Annotated in this window: 20 protein-coding genes and 1 tRNA gene; 7 read left to right on the forward strand and 14 right to left on the reverse strand. The window is 68.3% G+C overall.

Annotated elements, in window-relative coordinates; all coding sequences use genetic code 11:
• From E3O50_RS17555 to E3O50_RS17565, 3 genes are all read left to right on the forward strand, one after another.
• The coding region (locus tag E3O50_RS17555) for a response regulator (RefSeq protein WP_134558634.1) at nucleotides 1-1,441 on the forward strand (1,441 nt) is incomplete at its 5' end.
• Between the two features lie 158 nt (nucleotides 1,442-1,599).
• Nucleotides 1,600-3,132 (forward strand): alkaline phosphatase, encoded by a 1,533-nt coding sequence (locus E3O50_RS17560; RefSeq protein WP_134558635.1) that lies wholly within the window; start codon nucleotides 1,600-1,602, stop codon nucleotides 3,130-3,132.
• An 11-nt stretch (nucleotides 3,133-3,143) separates the two neighbouring features.
• Nucleotides 3,144-3,677: a hypothetical protein gene (locus E3O50_RS17565; RefSeq protein WP_134558636.1), complete on the forward strand. Its 534-nt coding sequence runs from the start codon at nucleotides 3,144-3,146 to the stop codon at nucleotides 3,675-3,677.
• Nucleotides 3,678-3,804: 127 nt separating this feature from the next.
• Here E3O50_RS17565 and E3O50_RS17570 read toward each other — a convergent pair whose 3' ends face one another.
• The 4 genes from E3O50_RS17570 to E3O50_RS17585 form a co-directional block, all read right to left on the reverse strand.
• On the reverse strand, nucleotides 3,805-5,445 hold the full coding sequence (locus E3O50_RS17570; protein WP_134564585.1) for an HNH endonuclease signature motif containing protein: 1,641 nt from the start codon (nucleotides 5,443-5,445) through the stop codon (nucleotides 3,805-3,807).
• Nucleotides 5,446-5,555: 110 nt separating this feature from the next.
• Nucleotides 5,556-7,340, reverse strand: coding sequence for an APC family permease (locus E3O50_RS17575; protein WP_134448762.1), 1,785 nt, complete (start codon nucleotides 7,338-7,340; stop codon nucleotides 5,556-5,558).
• Nucleotides 7,341-7,514: 174 nt separating this feature from the next.
• Complete coding sequence (locus E3O50_RS17580; RefSeq protein ID WP_134558639.1) at nucleotides 7,515-9,134, reverse strand: carboxylesterase/lipase family protein; 1,620 nt, start codon at nucleotides 9,132-9,134, stop codon at nucleotides 7,515-7,517.
• 109 nt (nucleotides 9,135-9,243) lie between these two features.
• Nucleotides 9,244-9,978 carry an NAD(P)H-dependent oxidoreductase gene (locus tag E3O50_RS17585; protein WP_134558640.1) on the reverse strand — a complete coding sequence of 245 codons (735 nt, stop codon included), beginning with the start codon at nucleotides 9,976-9,978 and terminating at the stop codon, nucleotides 9,244-9,246.
• A gap of 84 nt (nucleotides 9,979-10,062) precedes the next feature.
• Here E3O50_RS17585 and E3O50_RS17590 point away from each other — a divergent pair, with 84 nt between their 5' ends.
• Nucleotides 10,063-11,448 (forward strand): MFS transporter, encoded by a 1,386-nt coding sequence (locus tag E3O50_RS17590; protein ID WP_134558641.1) that lies wholly within the window; start codon nucleotides 10,063-10,065, stop codon nucleotides 11,446-11,448.
• A gap of 101 nt (nucleotides 11,449-11,549) precedes the next feature.
• Nucleotides 11,550-11,622 (forward strand) — tRNA-Arg (locus E3O50_RS17595).
• A gap of 85 nt (nucleotides 11,623-11,707) precedes the next feature.
• On the opposite strand, the gene E3O50_RS17600 is transcribed toward E3O50_RS17595, so the two are convergent.
• Entirely contained in the window at nucleotides 11,708-12,313 is a 606-nt protein-coding gene (locus E3O50_RS17600; RefSeq protein WP_174774595.1) for an XRE family transcriptional regulator, read from the reverse strand.
• A gap of 78 nt (nucleotides 12,314-12,391) precedes the next feature.
• Here E3O50_RS17600 and E3O50_RS17605 point away from each other — a divergent pair, with 78 nt between their 5' ends.
• Nucleotides 12,392-13,051, forward strand: a complete 660-nt coding sequence (locus E3O50_RS17605) for a class I SAM-dependent methyltransferase (RefSeq protein WP_134558643.1) — start codon at nucleotides 12,392-12,394, stop codon at nucleotides 13,049-13,051.
• Here the strand turns inward: E3O50_RS17605 and E3O50_RS17610 are convergent.
• The 3 genes from E3O50_RS17610 to E3O50_RS17620 all read right to left on the reverse strand — a co-directional run bounded on the left by E3O50_RS17610 (nucleotide 13,029) and on the right by E3O50_RS17620 (nucleotide 17,551).
• Complete coding sequence (locus E3O50_RS17610) at nucleotides 13,029-14,135, reverse strand: DNA alkylation repair protein (RefSeq protein ID WP_134558644.1); 1,107 nt, start codon at nucleotides 14,133-14,135, stop codon at nucleotides 13,029-13,031. The two genes, E3O50_RS17605 and E3O50_RS17610, sit on opposite strands and share 23 nt — an antisense overlap.
• 160 nt (nucleotides 14,136-14,295) lie before the next feature.
• The gene (locus E3O50_RS17615; protein ID WP_134558645.1) at nucleotides 14,296-17,088 is read right to left on the reverse strand and encodes a cation-transporting P-type ATPase; all 2,793 of its coding nucleotides are present in this window, start codon (nucleotides 17,086-17,088) and stop codon (nucleotides 14,296-14,298) included.
• A gap of 64 nt (nucleotides 17,089-17,152) precedes the next feature.
• Complete coding sequence (locus tag E3O50_RS17620; protein WP_241975293.1) at nucleotides 17,153-17,551, reverse strand: ATP-dependent DNA ligase; 399 nt, start codon at nucleotides 17,549-17,551, stop codon at nucleotides 17,153-17,155.
• A 228-nt stretch (nucleotides 17,552-17,779) separates the two neighbouring features.
• Between E3O50_RS17620 and E3O50_RS17625 the strand changes: the two genes are divergently transcribed.
• A complete protein-coding gene (locus E3O50_RS17625) occupies nucleotides 17,780-18,196 on the forward strand; it encodes a PLD nuclease N-terminal domain-containing protein (RefSeq protein ID WP_134558646.1) in 417 nt (138 codons plus the stop codon).
• On the opposite strand, the gene E3O50_RS17630 is transcribed toward E3O50_RS17625, so the two are convergent.
• The 6 genes from E3O50_RS17630 to upp form a co-directional block, all read right to left on the reverse strand.
• A complete protein-coding gene (locus E3O50_RS17630) occupies nucleotides 18,140-19,090 on the reverse strand; it encodes a DNA-3-methyladenine glycosylase (protein ID WP_134558647.1) in 951 nt (316 codons plus the stop codon). The two genes, E3O50_RS17625 and E3O50_RS17630, sit on opposite strands and share 57 nt — an antisense overlap.
• Nucleotides 19,091-19,199: 109 nt before the next feature.
• Nucleotides 19,200-19,370: a hypothetical protein gene (locus tag E3O50_RS19260; protein WP_166788304.1), complete on the reverse strand. Its 171-nt coding sequence runs from the start codon at nucleotides 19,368-19,370 to the stop codon at nucleotides 19,200-19,202.
• Nucleotides 19,371-19,541: 171 nt separating this feature from the next.
• A complete protein-coding gene (locus tag E3O50_RS17635; protein ID WP_134558673.1) occupies nucleotides 19,542-19,733 on the reverse strand; it encodes a DUF1918 domain-containing protein in 192 nt (63 codons plus the stop codon).
• Between the two features lie 45 nt (nucleotides 19,734-19,778).
• On the reverse strand, nucleotides 19,779-20,246 hold the full coding sequence (locus tag E3O50_RS17640; RefSeq protein WP_241975294.1) for a MarR family transcriptional regulator: 468 nt from the start codon (nucleotides 20,244-20,246) through the stop codon (nucleotides 19,779-19,781).
• A 307-nt stretch (nucleotides 20,247-20,553) separates the two neighbouring features.
• Nucleotides 20,554-21,255 (reverse strand): winged helix-turn-helix domain-containing protein, encoded by a 702-nt coding sequence (locus E3O50_RS17645; protein WP_134558648.1) that lies wholly within the window; start codon nucleotides 21,253-21,255, stop codon nucleotides 20,554-20,556.
• Nucleotides 21,256-21,822: 567 nt separating this feature from the next.
• Nucleotides 21,823-22,455, reverse strand: coding sequence for a uracil phosphoribosyltransferase (gene upp, locus E3O50_RS17650; protein WP_134448773.1), 633 nt, complete (start codon nucleotides 22,453-22,455; stop codon nucleotides 21,823-21,825).
• Between the last annotated feature and the right edge of the window lie 14 nt (nucleotides 22,456-22,469).

A 22,469-nucleotide genomic window follows, 5' to 3' on the forward strand; every position in this document is an offset into this window, starting at 1 on the left:
GGATGCGTCCACGACGCGGGTGTATGGCGGTTCGGGTCTGGGGTTGGCGATCAGTCAGGCCCTGGTCGAGATCATGGGGGGCCGGATCGAGGTGACGAGCACCGTCGGGGTCGGCTCCACCTTCGCATTCACCATCGCCTGGCGGGAAAGCCCGTCGCCGGAGCGCCGCGTGACCGAAACGATCTCACTTGCGGGACTCCGCGCGCTGATGGTCGACGACAACGAGGCCAACCGTCGGATCCTGTCCGGTCAGCTCTCCCGGTGGGGGATGAAATGTACCGTGACCGCGACGTCCGATGAGATGATCGCGGACGCCAGGAACAGCCCTGTTCCCGATATCGCGATCCTCGACATGCAGCTGCCGGGGATGGACGGCGCTGCAGTCGCCCGGGTGCTGCAGGACCTGCCGGGATGGCAGGACACCCCGATGATCCTGCTCACGAGCATGAGCGCGACACTGAGCAAAGCGCGCAAGGCGCCGTTCGCGGCGGTCCTGACGAAGCCGGTGCGCAGCGCCCAACTGCAACGCGTCGTCATCGAAGTGCTTTCCGGCCAGGTCGCCGCGGGCTCCGAGGTGCCCGCGCGTGCGGACGCAGCTTCCGGATTGCGAATCCTCCTCGCGGAGGACAACCTCGTCAACCAGAAGGTCGCGCAGTTGATGCTCGCCAAGGGCGGTCACCGCGTGGACACCGTCAGTAACGGTCTGGAAGCCGTTCAGGCGGTCCAACTCGGCGACTTCGACGTCGTCCTGATGGACGTGCACATGCCGATCGTGGACGGGCTCGAGGCCACGCGGTTGATCCGGGTACTGGGCGACAGTATCCGCCAGCCCATGATCATCGCGCTGACGGCGAGTGTTACGGCGGAAGCGCGCCGGGCCTGTGCCGACGCGGGCATGGACCAGTACCTCAGCAAACCGATCCGGGTCGAGGAACTCGCGGAGGCCCTTGCCCTCACCAGTAGGGTGCCAGTGCCAGTGCCAGTGCCAGTGCCAGTGCCAGTGCCAGTGCCAGTGCCAGTGCCGACTCCGGTGCCGAGTCCGGAGCCGGACCTCGCGGCAGGCCTCTCCACGACGCCGGTGGCCGAGAAAGCACCGGTGCTCGATCCCGAGTTGTTCGGCTACCTCGACGAGATGGGCGCCGAGACCAAGGCCGTTCTGCTGCAACACGTCCTCGACGAAAGCGGCGGCCACCTGGCGGCCCTTCGGGCGGAGCTCGACCGCGGCAACCTGGTGCAGGCCGCGTTCATCGCCCACCGGCTGCGCGGGAGCAGCGCCACGATCGGGGCAAGCGGGCTCGCCGCCGTATGCGGGGAGATCGAAGCATCCGCCAACCATGGTGGACCGGTCACGGAGGATCACCTGGCCAGGCTGGAGGCAGTCATCGCCGAGGTGACGGCGGTGCTCACTCCCCACCTCGCGGCCACGCTCGACGCGAGGTGACCCTGCTCGCCGGGCAGCATCAACCGTCGACCGGGCAACGGTCAGAGTCTGTTCACCGGGGGTACCCGTCACTGTTACCGGCACGCCATACCGTGTGAGCAGTGGCAACATGAGCTGCCGCTCCGAGTGCTCCATCGCACAGTTTTGGGAGAATCCTCATGAAGAGACAGACCTCCGTTTTCACCTCGACCACCCTTGTGACCGCACTGGTCGCGAGCGTCATCCTCACTGGATTCGGCGGTGCCGCTCTAGCGGCCTCAGCCGATGACGGAAACGACAGGGCCCGCGCCACCAACGTCATCTACCTCCTGGGCGATGGCATGGGTCGCACCCACGTCACCGCCGCCCGCGAACGCTACTACGGCGCCGCAGGCAAGCTCGCCATGGAAACGCTGCCTGCCCAGGGCTTTGTCAGTACGTACGCCGTCGAGAAGCTCTCCGGCCAGCCGGGTGCCACCGACTTCAAGCCCAATCCGGTGACCGATTCGGCCTCTGCGGCGACGGCATGGTCGTCCGGTGTCAAGACTTACAACGCGGCCCTCGGCGTCGATGCCAAGGGTACGGTCGTTCCCACGATGATGGAACTGGCCAAGAAGGCCGGCTACCGCACCGGAAACGTCTCGACCGCTGAGATCACGGATGCCACTCCCGCCGGCCAGATGAGCCACGCCCTCGCCAGGGGATGCCAGGGTCCGGTGTACTCCGATGCGGCCTGCCAGGACCTGTCCATCACGGGGGCAGCCCTCCCGACGAGCGACGTACGGGTCACCCCCATCGCCGACCAGATCGCCCGCAACGGCACGGCCGACGTCATCCTGGGTGGCGGGCTCAGCCGTTTCGATGCCGCTGACGAGACGGCGCTCAAGGGGCAGGGCTACTCGGTCCTCGGCTCCATCACCGGCCAGTCGATCGCCACGAAAGCCGACCTGGCCGCCGCCTCCGGTGCCAAGGTCTTCGGACTCTTCAACAAGGGCAACCTGACCGTTGAGAAGACCAAGCAGGACAACCCGTCTTCGGTCCAGGCGCAGGAACCGACCCTGTCGGAGATGACGAGCAAGGCCATTGACTTGCTGCAGAAGGGCAAGAACAACGCGGACAAGAACGACCGGAGCGGAAAGGGAGGCCAGGGGTTCTACCTTCAGATTGAAGGCGCCCTGATCGACAAGCGCTCACACGCCAACGACGCCGCGCAGACCCTCGGCGAGATGAAGGCATTTGATGACGCGGTCGCCATCGTCAAGGACTTTGCCAAGCGAGACGGACACACCCTCGTCATCGTGACCGCGGACCACGAGTGCGCCGGATTCAACATCATCGAGAAGGGCACCTTCACGAACGCCGAGGCCGGGACTCCGCCGGCCAACGTCGACAGCGGGAACTCTGCGAACAACTCCACCCCGACCCGGCCGTCCAATTCCAAGGATGCCGCCCGCTCATCGGGCATCGTGAACGGTGCCGGCGCCGCAGACCCGAAGAACTTCGGACCGGCGACCTTCCGGACCCCGACGGATGCGGCGGGTGTCGTCGACGGCTCCCCGGACGCCGGACTCTGGTTGACCTATCTCTCCGGCAATCACACCGGGGCGGATGTCCCGGTGTTCGCCACGGGGCCCGGGTCGGATCAGCTCCAGGGCACGATCGATAACACGGCGCTCTTCGGGATAGTCGGGCGCGCGCTCCGAGTGGTGTAGTCGGACCTCGCATGAAGACCAGATCCGGAATCGCCGCGGCGCTGAGTGCCGTCGCCATCTGTGCGGTCGTCGGCGTTGCCGTGTATGCGGCGGCAACCGGCGCCCACAGTGACGCGCAAACGGCCGCCGCGACGCAGTTCACTCCTCAGGCGACCTTTGCAGGACTGACACCGTCGACCGGGAACCCTGAGCTTGAGAGCCTGAATCTGGTGCACCCGAGCCCGGGGACGATCGTTGCGGCGGCCGGTCCCTTCGACGACCGGTTCGTGCTCGAGGACCTCGCCTTCGACGGGGGTGCGGTATCGGGTGCCGTACGTGTGACGAGCGACGTGAGCGACGTGCTCGACCTCGAGGTGCTGGCCGGGTTCTATGACGCCGATGGTGTCCTGGTCGGCAGTGGTCGTTTCGTCCACCACCTGAGCGAGGACACCACCCACACCGAGCCGCCGATAGAACGTCAGGAGTTCACAATCGCGGTACCCGGGGATGTGTCCGGCCGGGCCGTGGCCGTGTCGATCGGGGTCCCGGTCCTCGTCAACGAATGACCCGGTGAGTCGCGGGCCGGCCTGTTCCCCGTGTGCGTTCGCAGGCCGGCCTGTTCCCCGTCATGAAGCACCCGCGCTGCACCATTCCTGGTGCGAGCATCGCGACCTCACGCGAGCCCCATTGGGATCAGACCCAGTCATCGTCGCGGAGGATCGCGTTCTTGCTGGTGAGGGGGATGGGTTTCTGGTCGGGGTCGAGTCCGGGTGGTGGGGTGAGCCAGTACTGGCAGGTGTCGTCGCGGGTGATGTGCCAGTGTTCGTTGTGGAGCCTGAGGTGGTCGGCCCGGCAGAGCAGGATTCCGTCGTCGAGGTTGGTCTCGCCGGTGTCGTCTTTCCAGTGTTGGATGTGGTGGGTTTCGGTCCAGGAGGGTGGTCGGTCGCAGCCGGGCCACATGCAGCCGCCGTCGCGAATGGCGAGGGCCACCCTTTGGGAGGGGCTGAAGGTGCGTTGCTCCCGGCCGAGGTCGACGCCGCTGCCGTGGTCGTCGAAGGTGACATCGAGGAGCCCGCTGTCGCACCGGTTCCGTTCCACCGTCTCGGCCGAGACCGTCACCGCGGTCCCCTCGATCACCCCCGGCTGGAGCGCGGGTGCCGCGGTTTCGGGGTTCGCCGCAGCGTCGGCTGTGGGTGACGGGGCCTCGGTCGGCGCGGCATCGGTGGGTGTGGTTCCCCTGGGCGCGAAACCGGCGGGTGTGGCGCTGGTGGGGCGGATGGTGACCATGCGGACGGCGGGGCTGCGACCGCCGGCGATGCGTTTCGGGTCGGCTTTCACGCCGAGTTTCATCAGGGCCAGGAACGCGTCCGCGGTGAGCTGTTCGGTGCTGCGCGGGTCGTCCTGCACCCGCTTCGCCCACGCGGCCTGCTCCTTGTCCACGAAGCGCACCCCGCCCCGGCGGGGACTGGTGATGGCGTCGTAGGTACTCATCAGGTACTCGCCGTCTTCGGGGGCGAACAGGCCGACCATGCGCACCTGCCCCGTGTGGAGTCGCCAGAACCGCAGGGACCGGTCGTCGTAGGCGGCTTTCTCGCGGGCGGCGATGCCGGCCTCATCGAGCACGTCCCGCACCCGCCGGGCGCGCTTGAACAGCTGGTCAGCGTTCACCGTGCGCGCCTCGGCGAGGAGCCGGGCCAGGGCAGTGGCGAGTTTCTCCGGGGTGATCGCCCGGTCCAGGTCGCCGAGCCCTTTCCGGAGCGAGTCTGCCTTCTCGACGCTCAGCCAGCCCTCGCGCAGGGCCCGGCCGATCGGGGCGTGCCAGGGCGGCACGGCGGCCGGCGGAACCGGCAGTTCGAGCGGCGGCAGGTCCGGGGCGGCGCCGTCGAGGGGCGGGATCTCGTCGAGCAGCCTCAGGGCCTCGGCAGCTTCCCGGGCTGCCTTCTCGGCGGCGTCGGTCTCAGAGAGCAACCGGCCGACCGCGAAGAGCTTGGCAGCGTCCCCTCTGCTCGATCCGGAGATGCTCTGCAGCAGGTCTTCCGGAGTCCGGAAGCCTTGCCGGGCCGCGAGGCCCTTCCCGCCGAGTTCGGGCCGGGACCGCCGGGCCAGGGTTGCGGCGAACCACGCCGCCTGGGTGTCCAAGGCCCGCCGGGCTCCCGCGATCAACATGTGCCCCTCGAGCACCGCTTCATCGCTGAGCGTGTCGACAGCTGCAGACGAACCGCCCAGGCCGGTGACGACATCCGCCATCGACCGCAACCCGCCGAGAACACCGCCCTGCACCCGTTCGCCATGCGGCTGATCGGGTGAAGCGGGTGACTCGGGAAGGTTGATCATGCCCCCACGCTACGACCAACCACCGACACTCTCTGAGCATGGCTCAGGTTTGTGGAAACTAACTCTGATCAGGTATCTGGTGAGGACAGGGTCGCTCGATCACCCGCCGGCTACTCGTCGTCGGCCTCGGCGCGCGGATGCCGTTTCGCGTCGGCAGGGGGGAGGTCGCCGGGCGTGCTGACTTCCTCGCCGGTCTCGGCGTTGACGGCGGTCTGGCCGGGCGGAAGGTTCGACAGGTCCGGCGCGATCATCGTCGGCATCAGCTTGGAGTCCGGCAGTCCGAATCGAGGAATCGACTCCGCTTCGGTTGTGGCGAGCACGAGGTCGTCGGACTGGCGCGGCAGGGTGCGGCCGCGGAAGAAATTCGGGTTGACCGCCCACCAGACCAGCATCACGACCACACCGAGCACCAGTGCGCCGATCCCGACGACGGCGACGGCGCCGATGCCGAAGATCGTGACGTTGTCCCCGTTATCGTCGGTGAGCCAGTCGACCGTGGCGTACTGCTGCAGCCCGTAGACGAAGGCCGCGGTCAGCATCAGGCCGCCGAGCAGTGGGAAGAGGCCCCGCATGATCACGTTCCGGAACGACGACCACATCGACCTGCGGTAATACCAGACGCACGCGAAACCGGTGAGCCCGTAGTAGAAGGCGATCATCAGGCCGACGGAACCGATCAGCGCCCCGAGCAGCTGGACACTGATCAGGGTGAAGAGCAGGTAGAACCCGATCGAAATGCCGCCCATGGCGAGGGTGGCCCAGGTCGGGGTGAGGTACCGCGGGTGGATCTTTGCGAAGCGTGCGGGCAGGGCGCGATAGACACCCATCGACAGGGCCGTGCGGGCGGTGGGCAGGATCGTGGTCTGCGTCGACGCGGAGGCCGAGGTGAGGATCGAGGCCGAGAGGAGGAGCATCGCGAGGTTGCCGAGGGTGCTGTCACCGAACAGCGCCGGCCCGATCGCGGCGAAGACGTCCGCCGAGTTCGCGTCGTTGCCGAGTCCCACACCGTCGGTGCCGACGCCCGCGAAGGCGACCGCCGCGACGGTCACGAGGGCATAGGTGCCGAGCAGGAGCAGGGTGCTGATGATGGCGGCCCGGCCAGGGGTCTTGCTCGGGTCGGCCGTCTCCTCGTTGACGGAGACGGCTGTGTCCCAGCCCCAGTAGATGAACACGGCGGTCAGCACGGCCGGGGCGATCACGCTGCCGAAGTCGAGCGTGAACGGGTTGAACCAGTCGAGCGTCGGGGTCAGCGAGTAGCTTTCCGCGCTCCCCGTGTACACGCGGATGAGCGCGAAGACGGCGAACATGATCAGCACGACAACCTCGATGCCCAGGAGCACGTACTGGATGCGGGCGGAGAGTTCGATACCGCGGTAGCAGATCCAGGTCATGATCACGATCCAGAGCACACCGGCGACCGTCGACCAGAACTGGTCGTTCGCGAGGTCGGCGACACCCGTCAGTCCGAGGTCGCCCATGAAGGTGAATGAGTAGGAACCGGCCACCTGTGCGAGGTTGGCCATCACGATGACGTCTGCGGCGATGATGCCCCAGCCACCGAGCCAGCCGGTGATCGGGCCGAACGCACGGGTGGCCCAGGTGAAGGTCGTTCCGCAGTCCGGCTCCGCCTTGTTGAGTTCCTGGTATGCGACCGCGATGAGGTACATCGGGATGAAGGCGAGCAGCACGATACCCGGCGCCTTGACGCCGGCGAGAAGGGCTCCGCCGCTCGCGACGATGAAGCCGAGGCTCGCGGCGAGGCTGTACGCGGGGGCCGTTGACGCCATTCCGACGACGACGCTCGACAGCAGGCCGAGCGCCCCGCCTTTCAGCCCCTTGCTGTCGACCTGGTCGGAACGTTTCTCGCCGGCTTGGGACGAAGCGCTATCGGTCATCGGTACTCCCCACGTGAGGGCCGACCGGGGTCGGCAACAGGGCGGAACAGGACGAACGCGGTCCCTCAGCGGTGAGCGATCGTGATTGACACCGTTCTACCCCTGTTTCCCGCGGCCCGCACCTGCCCAATGTTCCGGTTTCGCATGTTTCTGGGCCGAGGGAGGGACCCGCGATCACCAGTCGAGCAGGAATTCCTGCCACACTGCCCGACGGTCCCCGCGGGGATCCGACTCGACGCGGTCCTCCGCATCGATGATCAGGGTCAGGCGGTCCTCCTCGGTGAAGCGGGGCCAGTCGGCGTCAGGACGGCCGGTGAGCGCGAAGTGCAGCCAGTTCCGGCGCATCCGCTCGCCCGCGTTGATGAAGAGCTCGCGACCGCCGAGCACGCTCATGATCCGGGCGACCGGCAGGTCGGTCTGGTCGAACAGGGCGAAAAGCTCGATTCCGTGGGTCGCGCCGAATCCGAGCATGTGCATCAGGCGCGGCGCGAGGTCGAAGCGGTAGACGTACACCGGCGCGACCCTGGAGTGCAGCTCCCCGAGCTGCAGGCTCGGGTACCAGAACACGAAGTCGCTGCCGAAATCGACCGAGCCGCGCAGCGGTGACAACCCCGCGTACACCGCGCGCATCGCCTCGTGTGAGCTCTCCGGTGCCTGGTCGAAGATGGCGCTGATCCGGGGAGCCGAATGCGGCAGGATGTCGACCCTGCCGCGGAAGAGGGTGCCTTCCCGCTCGTTGGAGCCGATGATGAGCGGGACCCGGTGTTCGCGGCCGGCGCGGAAGGCATCGACCGGGCGTTCCGGCAGGAAGTCGCCGTCGACGACGGGCACGAGGCAGAAGGTGCCCGGGTTCGAGTCCGGGGTCCGGGTCTGCACCGCGATGACAGCCTGGGAGATCACGTCGGCGGGTGCCATGGCGAGCAGCTCGTCCGGGGCCAGGCCGACCGCTCCGGCGTCGGCTTCCGTGAGCGTCCGCAACTCCTCGACGACCTCCCCGGCCCAGGCATCCGTGAGTTCCCGCGAGAACGCGGCGTTGGACGGCGAGCTCTGGGCGATCGCGCGCGCGAAGAGCCCCTCGGCCGCCGGCGTCGCCATCAGTGTGATGACGGCGTTCCCTCCCGCCGATTCCCCGAACACGGTGACGTTGTTCGGGTTCCCGCCGAAGGCGCGGATGTTGTCCCGCACCCAGCGCAGGGCGGCGACCTGGTCGCGCAACCCGAGGTTGCTCTCAAAGGGGTGGTCCGGCGTCGAGAATCTGGTGAAGTCGATGTAGCCGAGCGCCCCCAGGCGGTAGTTGAAGCTCACGTAGACGACGCGGCCGCTGCGCACGAAGCGCTCGCCGCGGCCGGTGAAGTCCTGGGAGGACCCCACGCTGTACCCTCCGCCGTGGATGAACACCATCACCGGCAGGCCGAGCCGGCGCGGGTGCCCCGCGGCCGGGCGCATGACATTGATCGTCAGGCAATCTTCCCCTGAGGCGCTGCGCGGCCCGTGGGCCCGAAACTGCCCGCGGTGCGGTTGTGAGGCGATCTTCCCGAACCTCGAGGCGTCACGGATGCCTGCCCACGATTCCACAGGACGCGGCGCCCGGAAACGCCCGTCGCCGACCGGTGGCGCCGCATACGGGATGCCGCGCCAGGCCAGTATCCCGTCCTCGTGCACTCCGCGCACGATCCCGCCGCTGACGCGGACGTCGAGCCGGCCTCGGGGGAGCGAGACGGAGCGAAGGGGGGCTCCCAAACCGGGGCCGGGGCCTGGATGCGGTTCATCGTCGAGGGTCACTGCTGTGGACATGCGCTCCTCCTCGTGGGAATCTTCTGGAGTTGTCTTGGTCCTTCGTGTGGGTGGTGGGTCTGGGTCTGGGTCGGGGTTCTGGTGGGTTCTGGTGGGTACCGGGTTCGGTTCAGCGGTACTCGGGGTTGGGCTCGAAGCCGAAGCGCTCGCCGGAGTCCCAGTCCTTGCGGAGGTTCCCGTAGGCGGGGAAGCCGCCGTTGGCCTTCAGGATCGCCGCGAGGTGCATCAGGTTCCAGGTCATGAAGGTCGTGTTGCGGTTGGTGAAGTCGTTCAGGGGGCCGCCGGACCCGGCGTCCAGGTAACTCGGACCCGGCCCGATCTCGCCGATCCAACCGGCGTCCGCGGCCGGCGGGATCGAGTAGCCGATGTGCTGCAGGCTGTAGAGGATGTTCGACGAGCAGTGCTTCACGCCATCCTCGTTGCCGGTGATGATGGCGCCGCCGACCTTGCCGTAATAGACGTACTGGCCCTTGTCGTTGAACTCTCCGCTCATCGCGTAGAGGCGCTCGATCACGCGTTTCGTCACCGAACTGTTGTCGCCGAGCCAGATCGGGCCGCCGATCACGAGGATGTCCGCCGTCTGCACCTTGTCGAAGAGCGCCGGCCAGGCATCCGTCTTCCAGCCGTGCTTGGTCATGTCGGGATAGACGCCGGTCGCGATGTCGTGGTCGATCGCCCGGATCGTTTCGGCGTAGACGCCCTGCTCGTGCATCAGGTTCATGCTCAGGTCGATGATCGCCTGGGTATTGCTGGCTTCGGGGCTCCGCTTGAGCGTGCAATTGATGAACAGGGCACGCAGCCCGGAATAGTCGTAGGAGGCCTGGGTATTACGGCTCGGGGTCATGGCGCCAGTGTTGCACCCGCTCCGCGCACCGGCTACCCCGGGGCGCGGGTTCACTTCGTCCGGGATCCGGGGTTAGATTGCCGGGTGACTCCTCGCGAACGCCGCATCCTGATCGTCGCCGTCCTCTCCTCCTTCGTCGCGTTCCTCGACGGGTCCATCGTCAACGTCGCACTCCCCGCGATCTCCCGCGAGCTCGGCGGCGGCCTCACCCTGCAGCAGTGGGTCGTCGACGGCTACCTGCTCTCCCTCGGCGCCCTCATCCTCGTGGCCGGCTCGCTCTCGGATACCTTCGGCCGGGTGCGCGTTCTGCGGGTCGGCCTGATCTGGTTCGGGATCACTTCTCTCGCGTGCGCCGTCGCACCGTGGGGCGCCGCCCTCGTCGTCGCGCGGATCCTGCAGGGCGCTGCTGCCGCCCTTCTCGTTCCGAGCTCCCTCGCGCTCATCACCTCGACGTTCACCGGTCCTGCCCAGGGCCGGGCGATCGGCGTCTGGACAGGCTGGACCGGCATCGCGGGCATCGCCGGGCCCATCCTCGGCGGCGTCCTGGTCGACACGAGCAGCTGGCGGCTCGTGTTCGCGATCAACGTGCTCCCGATCGTGGCGACCCTCATCGTGCTCGCCGGAGTGCGGGAACCGGCGCGCACCGCTCCGGCCGCCCGGATCGACGTCGCCGGGGCCTGCCTCGCCGTCGTCGGCCTCGGCGGTCCCGTTTTCGCGCTCATCGAGCAGGGTCGGCTCGGCTGGGGCAGTCCCATCGTGTACCTGCCGCTCGTCTTCGGGCTGCTCTCACTCGCCGCGTTCCTCTGGTGGGAGGCGCGCGCTCCGCACCCGATGATGCCCCTCGGCCTCTTCCGGGTGCGCAATTTCTGGGCAGGCAACCTCGCGACCGTCGGCATCTACGGTGCGCTGAGCCTCGGTTTCTTCATCTTCGCCGTCTACCTGCAACAGGTCGGCGGCCTCTCGGCGACGAGCGCGGGACTCGCGGGCATCCCGGCGACCCTGATGATGCTGTTCTTCTCGACATTGTTCGGCGGGCTCGCCGGCCGGTTCGGCCCGCGACTCTTCATGACCCTGGGTCCGATCGTGGCGGGCATCGGCTTCCTGATCCTGACCCTGGCCGTTCCCCCGGTGGATGTCTGGCGCACCGTGATCCCCGGCATCGCCGTCGTGGGCCTCGGGCTCTCGATCACGGTGGCACCCCTGACGGGCGCCGTGCTCGGCTCCATCCATCCTGAGCAGGCCGGAATCGGCTCGGCGATCAACAACGCCGTCTCCCGGGTCGCCGGACTCATTATGATCGCCTTCGCCGGCACGATCGCCGGCGAACAGCTCGGCGTCGCCGGGTTCCAGCGGGTCCTGCTGGTCACCGCCACGCTCATGTTCGCCGGCGCACTCGTGTCGTGGCTCGGCATCCGCACCCCGAAGAGCGGGGCGGATGCCGCAGCGCCTGCGGCAGGGGAACCCGCCTGAGCGCGGCATCCGCGCCTCTCCCACCTGCCCTCGAACGGGAGGGGCCGGGAAATCTGTTATAGTTTCTAAGTTGTCTTCGCGAAGGATTTCGCCTGACACATGCGCTCGTAGCTCAACGGATAGAGCATCTGACTACGGATCAGAAGGTTGGGGGTTCGAATCCCTTCGGGCGCACAAGACAAAAGCCCCGCACTCACTGAGATGCGGGGCTTTTTTGTGGCTGTCCGCGGGATCCGCGGCCGAGCCCCCCAGCCGCGTCTCACTCGCCCAGGCGCCCGGGTGGAGCTGCGCGCACGTGCATCCGCTCGCCCTGGCGGCCGAAGAGGGTGAGGAACTCGACGTCGCCCGGACCGACCCGGCCGAACCAGTGCGGCGTGCGGGTGTCGAACTCGGCGGCCTCCCCGGCCGGGAGCACCAGGTCGTGCGTGCCGAGCACGAGCCGGAGGCGGCCCCGGAGCACGTAGATCCACTCGTATCCCTCGTGCACCCTCGGATCCGGCTCACGCTCCGCTACCGTTGCGGGGATCAGGTGTTTGAACGCCTGCGGCCCGCCGCTCGCGCCGCGGGACAGCGGCACGATCGTCTGGTCGCGGTGCCGCGTCGGCCGGAGGTGGATGCGCGGGTCACCCGTCTCCGGCGCCCCGACCAGTTCGTCCAGCGGAACGCCATAGGCCCGCGCCAGTGGCAGCAGCAGCTCGAGTGCGGGACGCCGTTGCCCGGATTCGAGCCGGGACAGCGTGCTGACCGAGATGCCCGTGGCGCGCGACAGTTCGGCGAGCGTCATACCGTGCTCGCTGCGCCGCGCCCGAAGGAGCGGGCCGACGGCGGCGAGCATCGTCTCCGTCGTGGGGGAAGTGTCGTCCATGGGTCGATCTTGCCACTTCGGCAAACGGGCTTGGCGATTCCGTCGATCCTGCCCGAGCATCGGAGCAGGAGGTCTGCCATGACACACGAGGAACACCCGTTCGGCCGCGACTACTGGGAGGAGCGTTACGCCGCCCCCGGTCTGGCGTGGAGCGGCGACCCGAACCCCGTGCTCGTCGCCGAAGTGACCCCGCTCGCACCGGGCCGCGCCCTCGACATCGGCAGCGGGGAAGGTGGTGACGCACTCTGGCTGGCGATGAGCGGGTGGCACGTCACCGGTGTAGACATCTCCACGAACGCGCTCGCCAAGGCACGCGCCCGGGCGGAGTCCGTCGATGGACCGGCCGCGGCGCGCATCCGTTGGGAGCAGCACGACCTGACGTCCTGGTCGCCGGAGCCCCGCTCATTCGACCTCGTCACTTCGCAGTTCATGCACCTGCCCGGGAGCGCCCGAAGCGTGCTGTTCCGGGCCCTCGCGGCGGCCGTCGCGCCGGGCGGCACGCTGCTCATCGTCGGTCACGACGTCTCCGACGCTGATGCAGGCGAGCACCGGGCGCACTTCCGCGAGCTGATGTTCGGGGTCGACGACGTGCTCGCCGCGATCGACGGCGCGGAACTCGAGGTCGAGGTCGCCGAATCGCGTGAGCGGGAGGCGCCCGCCGCCCACGACGGCGCGACCCCCGTGCGCGACGTGGTGGTCAGGGCGACCCGGCCGGTCAGGCCTCCGGCAGCAGGATGAACGGCGTCCGGCCGTGGGTCACACCGTTCACCTGCAACTCGACGGCGTGCTCTCCGGGGTAGTAGCGACGGGTGGTGATCGCCCGGAGCGAGTGCCCCTTGGTCAGCAGCACGACCTCGCCTGGCTCCAGGGTCAGGGTCGTGAGCTTGAACGTCTTGCCGGTGAGGGTGCCGTTCGCCTTCTGGTGGTGCAGGACATAGTCGACGGCCAGCCGGGTGGCCACACGGGCGTTGTTGCGGATGCTTGCGGTGAAGTCGACCGTTCCGCCGAACGCCACCTTCGTCTCGGCCAGCACCGGGCCGGCCACCGTCACATCGGCCGCATGGAAGCCGAGCTGGGCGAGGGCGGCAGGATTGCCTCGCTTCACGAGGGTGCGCAGCGCGTGCCGCACGAGCCGGGCGGTGTGCCTGTCCGGCTCGGCGAGCCACTCGGCCGTCGTGGCGACCGCGAGCTCCGGCTGCTGCCTGCTCAGGTCGTTGAGATGGTTGGCGACCGACCGGCGCACGGCCTCGTCATCGTCGCGGTAGAGCGCGTGCAGGATCGGCAGGGTCGCGGTCGGCTCGGCGAGGATCCCCGGGACCCGCCGAGCCCAGGGCAGGAACGGCCGGGTGCCCTCGGTCGCGAGCCTGCGCACGTCGACGTCGGTCGAGGCGGTCCAGCCCAGCACGACCGGGAGCGCCCGCTCGAGGTCGTGGTCGAGGAGTAGCCGGATCGCGAACTCGGAACTGAGCCGGCCGGTGAGCTCGGCGAGCATGCCCAGGGCGTCGTCGAAGGCGGCATCCGTGCCCGCCTCGATGCCCTTGACCGCGATCGCGGTCGACACCGGCCAGATCAGCCAGCCGGTGAACGGCGCGGTTCCCGACGCGGCTGCGCGGATGGTCGCGGCGAATGAGTCGTAGCCGCCCGGCAGGTCTGCCAGCAGGGCATCACGCAACAGGTCGCTTCGCTCCCGCAGTGAGAGCGGGTCGAGCGCTTCCGTGGCTGCGCGCAGCGCGGTGAGCGGCGTGTGCGGTGTGACGGCCTGGATCGCCGCGGTGAGGGCGACCGCGGTCGGCACTCCGATGAGTTGGTCGGCGAAGGGCATGGGGCTCCTGGTGCTGGTGTAGCGGTGTACCCCTCCAGCGTGCCAGATTGCGGTCGCGCCGAACACCCCGCCGGTTTCTTCCGTCCGCGCCCGAAACGGCGGGCGCGGTGTGCCGAAACCAGCGCGGGCGCGGTGCCGGTCGCGGTGAGAAGCGGATGTCTCAGGCGCGGCCGGCGTCCGCGCTCGCACCGCGGCGCCGAAGGGCAGCAGCCCCCTCCCGGATCCCGAGGAACACGATCGCGGCACCGAGCACGAACGCCCAGTCCAGGACGCCGAGCCCGCTCGTGCCGAAGAAGCCCGCGACCACCGGCACGTAGACGATGACGAGCATGATCGTGATAGCGAGGGCGACTGCATACCAGAACGAGGGGTTGCTGAACTGGTACCTCGTGAAGAACCCGTGCACGCTGCGGCGCTGGATGATGCTGACGAGCTGGCAGACCATGATCGTGACGTAGGTGATCGACATCGCCTGGGCGAGCGGCAGAGCGGGCACGGTCTGGCTGAACGGGTCGATGCCGTTCCGGTCGTAGAACAGCAGGTAGTTCGTGATGGCGAAGATGCCCATCAGGGCACCGCACCAGAGCACGTCGACGATCGACCGTCCGTTCAGGATCCGGGCGCGGGAATCCCGGGGCGGGTCCTTCATCGTCTCCCCTTCGGCGGGGTCCTTGCCGAGCGCCGCGATCGGGAAGATCTCCCCGAGCAGGTCGATAGCGAGGATCTGCAACACGTTCAGGGCGAGGGGCACGCCGAACAGGGAGGCCAGGGCCAGGCTCGCGGTGTTGACCACGAACTCGGCGATGTTCGAGGTCAGGCAGCTGAGAACGCCCTTGGTGATGTTGCGGTAGATCGTCCGTCCCTCGGCGATCGCGTTCACGAGGGTTGCGAAGCTGTCGTCGAGCAGCACGATCTCGGCGGCCTGCTTGGCCACATCCGTTCCGGAGGCGCCCATCGCGACCCCGATGTTCGCATGCCGCAATGCTGGCGCATCGTTGATGCCGTCGCCGGTGACGGCGACGATGTGCCCGGAGGCCTTGACGAGGTCGACGATACGCACCTTGTCCTCCGGCGCGACCCTGCTGAACACCGTGCCGCCGCCGAGTGCGTGACGGAGAACCTCGGCGTCGGGCATCGCCGCAAGCTCCGCGCCGGTGACGATGCTCAGCCCGTCGTCGCCAGAGAGCCCGGCCTGGTGTGCGATGGCCTCGGCAGTGAGGGAGAAGTCGCCTGTCACGATGTTGACCTTCACCCCGGCTGCGAGCACGGTCGTCATGGCGGCGGGGACGGCAGCGCGGATCGGGTCCTGCATCGAGACGAGTCCCAGGATGGTCAGGTCGCGTTCGATGAGATGGATGTCCCTGCTGGCGGCATCCGCTTCGGTGAGCACCCGCGTCGCGAAGACGAGGTTGCGGAGTGCGCGGCCCGCCTTCTCGGTGTGCCGGGCGAGCAGGGCCGCCCGGTCGGCGTCCGTGAGCGAACGCACGGCGGTGCCGTCGTCGATCAGGGTGGCCCGGGCGAGCAGGCTTTCCGGGGCGCCCTTCGAGTATGCGGTGAGCACTCCGTCCGGGTCCCGGCGGATGCTGGTCATCAGTTTCCGGGTGGAATCGAACGGCAGTTCGTCGATCTCGGGGCAGCGGGCGCGCAGGGCCTCGAGGTCGACTCCGGCCTTGCCGGCCGCGACGAGGAGCGCGCCTTCCGTCGGGTCGCCGAGGATGCGCCAGTCGTCGTCCCCGGAAGGGGCGACGAGGCGGGCGTTGTTCGCGAACACCCCGACGGTGAGGAACGCGCGCAGCCGGGCCGTTGCCGTGTCGCTCCGGGATTCCGGCTCGAAGACGCCGACGGGCGCGTAGCCGATCCCGGTGACCCGGTAGTCGGCGCCGCAGACGACGAGTTCGCTGACCGTCATCTCGTTCTTGGTGAGCGTGCCGGTCTTGTCGGTGCAGATCACGTGCGTCGCCCCGAGCGTCTCGACGGAGCTGAGCTTCTTGACCAGGGCGTTCTGCCGGGCGAGGGTGCCGGCCGCGGCGGCGAGCGCAGTGTTGACTTCGGCGGGCAGCCCCTGCGGGATGAGGGCGCAGGCGAATCCGACGGCGAAGAGCATCGCCTCGCGGAGCGGAAGCTCGGACTGCACGGCGATGACCAGCACGACGAGAGACACCACGGCGACGCCATAGCTGACGTACTTCGCGATCTTGCCCGTCTCCACCTGAAGTGGGCTGCGGGTCTGCGGAGCCGACTGGCTGAGCCGGGCGATTCGGCCGAGCTCGGTGTGCATCCCCGTCGCGGTGACGAGTCCGAGCGCCTCACCGGTGGCGACGCTCGTGCCCGCGAAAGCCAGGTTGTGCCGGTCCGCGAGCGGCACCTCGTGCGGGATCGGCCGCGCGTACTTCCGGGTCGGGTCGCTCTCCCCGGTCAGGGCGAAGTCGTTGGTGGAGAAGGCGGTGGTGTCGACCAGTCTCACGTCGGCGGGTACTGAGGCGCCTTCGGTCAGGCGCACCACGTCCCCGGGCACGAGCGCCCGGGATTCGATCTCGGTCAGGGCGCCGTCCCGATAGACCTGGGTGGTCGGGTCGACGAGCCTTTCGAGCGCCTCCATGGTCTTCTCCGCGCGGTTCTCCTGCACGAAACCGATCAGGGTGTTGAATCCGACGAGTGCGACGAGGACGCCGGCGGTGCCCAGGTCGCCGAGGAACCCCGTGATGGCGGCGCTCGCGAGGAGCAACACGATCATCCAGTCGGCGAACTGGCGCAGGTAGCGCCTCAGCGTGGATTCCTTCCTGAGGGTGACGATCGCATTGCTGCCCGCGCGGATCCGCCGCTCGTCCGCGGCGCCGGTCGTGAGGCCGGAGCGGGAGCTCCCGAATGCGCTGAGCACCTCATCAGCCGTTTCCCGATAGATCGACGCGGCGGGGTCAGCAGAATCGGCAGGGTGGAGCTGCGGCAAGCTCATGGACCAAGGCTACGCTTCGGCCCGGGCGGCGGATGCCGGCGCCCACCGGCCGGGGCGTCCGCGCTCAGTCTCCGCGGGCGGTGGTCTCCTGCACCAGCGGGGCCGCGTGCACGAGGTATCCCTCCCCGCGTCGGCGGGGAAGGGAAGCCTGCCGCGGATCTGCGGCGACAAGGGAGTCCTCCTCCCCGGTCACGACCAGACCGGCAGAACTGTTCGCCGATTCGCTCAGGCAGTGCAGCCATCTCTCGTTGATGCTCGGGGCGTGGCCGCCGGAGAACCGGAAGTAGAGCGGAATCGACGGGTTCAACCACGCCGAACTGTGACCGCCGGATTTCCCGACATCGGGCCAGGAGAGCAGGAAGCTCTCGCCCCTGCGGAGCTTCTGCACGATCACGATCTGCAGGTGAGCGAGAATCCGATCGTCGAAATCGACGATCATCCCCTTGTACATCAGATATCCCATGGCGCGCCATTCCGGATCGGCCTGAGGCCCAGCGCCATCGATGTCGCCTCGAAGCATATTGCCCAGTTATACGCGTGAGAATTCGTCACTACAACCAATTAAGCGAGCTTCTAGGCAACCTTCGGATCAGGGGAAAGACGGCGTGGCAGCGCGTGAGGGCGGGGCCGGTGGACCGGGCGTACGCTGTGCTCGTCGGCTGCCGCAGAGGGTGCCAACGGGGAGAATCTCATGACACAGGCCAGGAAGAACATCGCGAAGCGATCGGCACGGAAACGGGCCTGGAGCGACCTCAGCCCCCGGGAGCAGACCGGGGTCCTCGTCGCCGGGTCGGTGCAGCTGGCACTCGCCGCGACAGCATGGGCAGACCTTGTGAAGCGGCCCGCCGCACTCGTCAACGGACCCAAGCTCCTGTGGGCCGCCATCATCGGACTGAACTTCATCGGGCCGATCGCCTACTTCGTCTGCGGCAGGCGGAAAGCACCCTCGGCAGGACCAGTGCCGGCAGCGGTCACCGTGCCCGCGGCGCCTTTGGCGCCCGCGGAGCCCGACGCGAGTCCAACGCCCGCACCGACACAGTCCGAGTCCGCCTCAGTGACCCCTGTGGTCGACGAAGGCGAGCCGGGGCCCGTGCCGGGGCTTGCCTAGGCTCCCCGAGGCCTCCAGCAGGCGGACGACCCGGTAGCGATGCGGCTGCCAGATGCGCATCGCGGAGACCATGAGCGCGTCGTCGAAGTCCGCGTCGAACAGGGTATGGCCGATCGCCCCGGCGAGGTGGTAGTCCCCGACCGAGAGCGCATCGGCGTCGCCGAACGCCCGCTGGGCGACTTCCGCCGCCGTCCACTCGCCGATCCCCGGCACCGCCCGCAGCCGCGCGCTCGCCTCGGCCGCCGACAGGTCGCTCGCCGCTTCCAGCTGCCGCGTCACGGCGAGGCAGACCATCACCGTGCGGGACCGCTGCGGGTCGACACCGGCCCGATGCCACTCCCACGAGGGAATGAGCTGCCAGGCCCGTGCCGAAGGCGGCACGCGCATTCCGGCAGGTGCCGGGCCGGGAGCAGGTGTCCCGTGCGCGCGGACGAGGGTGCGGAACGAGGCCGTCGCCTGCAGGCTGATGACCTTCTGTTCGAGGATCGCGGGAATGAGCGATTCGATGACCCGCCCGGTGCGGGGGATCCGCAGGCCGGGCCAGCGCCGGTGCGCATCCCGCACGAGCGGATGCTGCGCCTCGAACCCCGAGGGATCGTCGCGCTCCCCGAGAAGCTCCGGTGCGCCCTCGACGGCCTCCCTCGCGCCCTCGCCCCACGCCTCGCAGCGAAGCTCGGTCAGGCCGGACTGGGTCAGGCGCAGGGTCGCGGGTCCCGATCGGGTGAGCGTCGTGCGCCACACGGCACCGTCCAGGCTCACCTGGAAGGTGGGGTCTGTCCGGCCCCGGCGCAAGCGGGAGAGAGTGAGCCCGACATCCGTCGGATGGGCGGGCTTCCACCGGCTCGAGCAGTCCGCCGCCCCCGGTGCGTTGTCAGGTCCCGTCGCTGTGCCCACCCTGACAGCCTAGGGACTGCGTACGACACAGGGGCGTTCCCGGAGGCTCACTGCGCTTCGGGTGCGCTCCGAACCCCGGACCCTGTTCCTTCGAACACCCGGTGCCGGGTCAGTGCGCCCCGACCGTGAGGTGCTGCTTGCGAATCGGCTCGATCCGCACACTCGTGCGTTCGCAGCCCGAGCACTTGAGCACGTAGAGCGGCAGGGTGACCTGCTTCGCGTGCGCGGCGTTCGGCGTGAGCTGCGCCGGCGAATGACAGAACGGACACGTGATCAGCATGGTTGGGTCCCCTAATCCTCTTACCCGCCACGGTTTGTAACGTGTACTTCAACGGTAGCTCTCGAAACCGGCCGTGGTACCCCCTAGACGGATGTGACGAAGTATGTATCCAAACCGAAACGTATGCCGCGTCCCGGGTGCAGGCGCGCCGGCCGACGGTTCTCAGCGGTCTCAGTCCGTGTCGGAGCGCTCGACGACGAAGTCCGCGCCCGGGTAGACGACGCTCTGGTGGCCCTCGCCGAAGCGGACGAGGTACGGCGGTTCGCCGTCTGGCCCGCGGACCTCGATGATCTCCCCGTGCTTGTCCGGTGTCTCGACCGTCCGGCCGCGAATGATGATCCTGTCGCCGATGATTGCGTGCATGGTCACGAACCTCCTGCGGCTCACGCTACGCCGGGGCGGCGGTTCTCAACAGGGCAGGTCCTCCGGCGGCGGGCAACCCGCCGGCCCGATCCGGAGCCGGTCGCACAGGGATGTGAGCTGCTCGAGCTCTTCGTTGGAGAGGGCATCGCCGAAGCGGGCCGAGATCGACCCCATGTGGTCGACTGCGACACTGCGGAACAACGCGTACCCGGCATCCGTCAGCTCGACGATCGCGCCGCGCCCGTCGTTCGGGTCGGTGAGTTTGCGGATATACCCGCGCGAGGCCAGGCGATCGATCAGGCGACTCACGCTCGGCTGGGTGAGCAGCACGTGCTGGTTCAGGTCACGCAAGCGGATGCGCCGGTCCGGCTCCCTCGAGAGGTTGAAGAGCACGTCGTACTCGTTGAAGGAGATCTCGCGGGACGGGAAATCGCTCGCGAGGCTGCGCATGATCGCCACCTGCGCGCGGAAGAGCGACTCCCAGGCGGATACTGCGGCCGCTCGATCCGTCACCGGTCCTCCTCAGTCGTGTCTTCCCAGACTAGAGAATCTACGCCAACCCTCGCTGCACGCCTCTTGGCGAATTCGCAGAAAGAATACAGCCGCACAGCTAGCTTTCCGTTACCGGTTCGTTATATATTCGTTGTGCGTCAACCGTTTGCTGTGGCGGAAGACGCGAAATGTGATTGCAGGACACTCTTGGTGCAAGGGAAGAGGGTCGGTCGTTAAGCCTCTACGACCGGCCCTCAATCACGTTAACGGCCCGTCCGCGTCATGAACCCGCCGCTCGTCGCGCATCGCGCACGGCCGGGGAGAAGGCCTAGAAGATGTCGGGGCTCGGCGTCGTCGACTGGCGGATGGAGACATCCGCGTGACGGTCGAAGCGGTAGCCGACGCCACGCACCGTGCGCACGATGTCTTCGTAACGGCCGAGCTTGGCGCGCAGGCGTCGCACGTGCACGTCGATGGTGCGCTCGTTGGGTGCGTCGTCCTCATCCGCGGCGTCCCAGAGCTTTTCGATGAGTTCGGCACGCTCGATGGTGCGGCCCTCACGCAGCACGAGGTACTGCAGGAGTTCGAATTCCTTGTAGGTCAGCGCCGCGGTCTCGTTGTCGAGCACCACGCGCTTGCGGGAGATGTCCACGACGACGCCGCCGGCGGCGCGGTCCGGGTCGGCCACCGTGCGGTGGCGGGCCAGGGCGGCGGGGTCCTGGAGGGCGAGGCGCACGACGTCCACGTCGCGACCGCCGGCACCTGCCGGCGCGAGCGCCACGGCGGCGTGGGTTTCCGCGTTCGGGGCGAGTTCCTCGGTGAGGGCCTTGAGCGCCTCGACGATGCGGTGCAGCGAGGTGCCGGCCGCGGCGGCCTTGGCCTCGTCGATGCCGACGTAGAGGACGAAGCCGCGGGCCTCTGTGCCCTCCGGCACGGCGCGGATGCGGAGAGCAGCGGGGGCAGGCGCAAGGGCGAGTGCCGGGCGGGCGTTGTGGATGGAGCGGGCGGTGTCAATGTGTGCGAGCGACATGGCAGGAGTCCTTGGGAATGATGATGCTGGGGTGAACCCGGCGTTCTGCGCGGTTGTGGGTTCGACAATGGCCGTTGCGACCGGGTGCGGAGCGTACGAAAGGCTCCGGGAGTTCAACCGACTGACTCAGAACCGCTCAGTGCAGAGGCACGGGGTGCTACTGCGCGGGGTTCGGAGGCGAGAGGGGAACTCGGCGATGATGTCGCGATTCAGCGGCACATTCGGCAACACTCGGCGCGCTTGCCGGGCATCATCATGCCGGCATTCCCAAGGGCCTCGAGGGAGGTCAGGGGGCGGTGAGGGGTTGTCATAACTGTGAGTAAAGCCCACTGTTACGGCGTGTGTCAACTTTGTGACGCAGGAAGCCAGGAAACCTGCTGCATCACGTTCGCCCCGGTCGGGTCGAACGGGAGGATCCGTGCTCGATGGGCACTTCATCACATGTTCCTCGATGGAAAGGCACTTCATCAAAGATTCGTGAAAGTACTGCGCTGCGACGCCCGTGTGTCGCAGGACCTGCGTGTTCCGCCGGCGTGGTCGCAACCGGCGGAACGGGTGGACTGTGCCCTAGACGAGTCCGTACAGACGGTCGCCGGCGTCGCCGAGTCCGGGAACGATGTAGCCGAGCTCGTTGAGGCGTTCGTCGACGGCGCCGAGAATGATCGACACCTCACGACCGGGGAACGCCGCCTCGACGGCGGCGAGACCCTCTGGCGCCGCCAGGATGCAGATGGCGGTGACGTCGACGGCGCCGCGGTCGAAGAGGAACTTGATGGCCGCGATCAGCGAGCCTCCGGTGGCGAGCATCGGGTCGAGCACGAAGCACTGGCGGTCGGAGAGGTCGTCGGGCAGGCGCTCGGCGTACGTGGTCGGCTGGAGGGTTTCCTCGTTGCGGGCCATTCCGAGGAAGCCGACCTCTGCGGTCGGCAGCAGCTTGACCATGCCCTCGAGCATGCCGAGGCCGGCGCGCAGGATCGGCACGACGAGCGGCTTCGGGTCGCTGATCTGCACCCCGTGGGCCAGCCCGACCGGGGTTTCGACGGTAATGTCTTCGACCCGCACCCCGCGGGTTCCCTCGTAGGCGAGGAGCGTCATCAGCTCCTCCACGAGGGAGCGGAAGAGCGGTGAGGAGGTGCGTTTGTCCCGCAGAACCGTCAGTTTATGGGTGATGAGCGGATGGTCGGCTACATGGACTCGCATAGGCTCAATCTACT

Origin of the sequence: Cryobacterium sp. MDB1-18-1 (assembly GCF_004402735.1) — a bacterium.
In the GTDB taxonomy this organism is placed as follows: Bacteria; Actinomycetota; Actinomycetes; order Actinomycetales; family Microbacteriaceae; genus Cryobacterium; species Cryobacterium glucosi.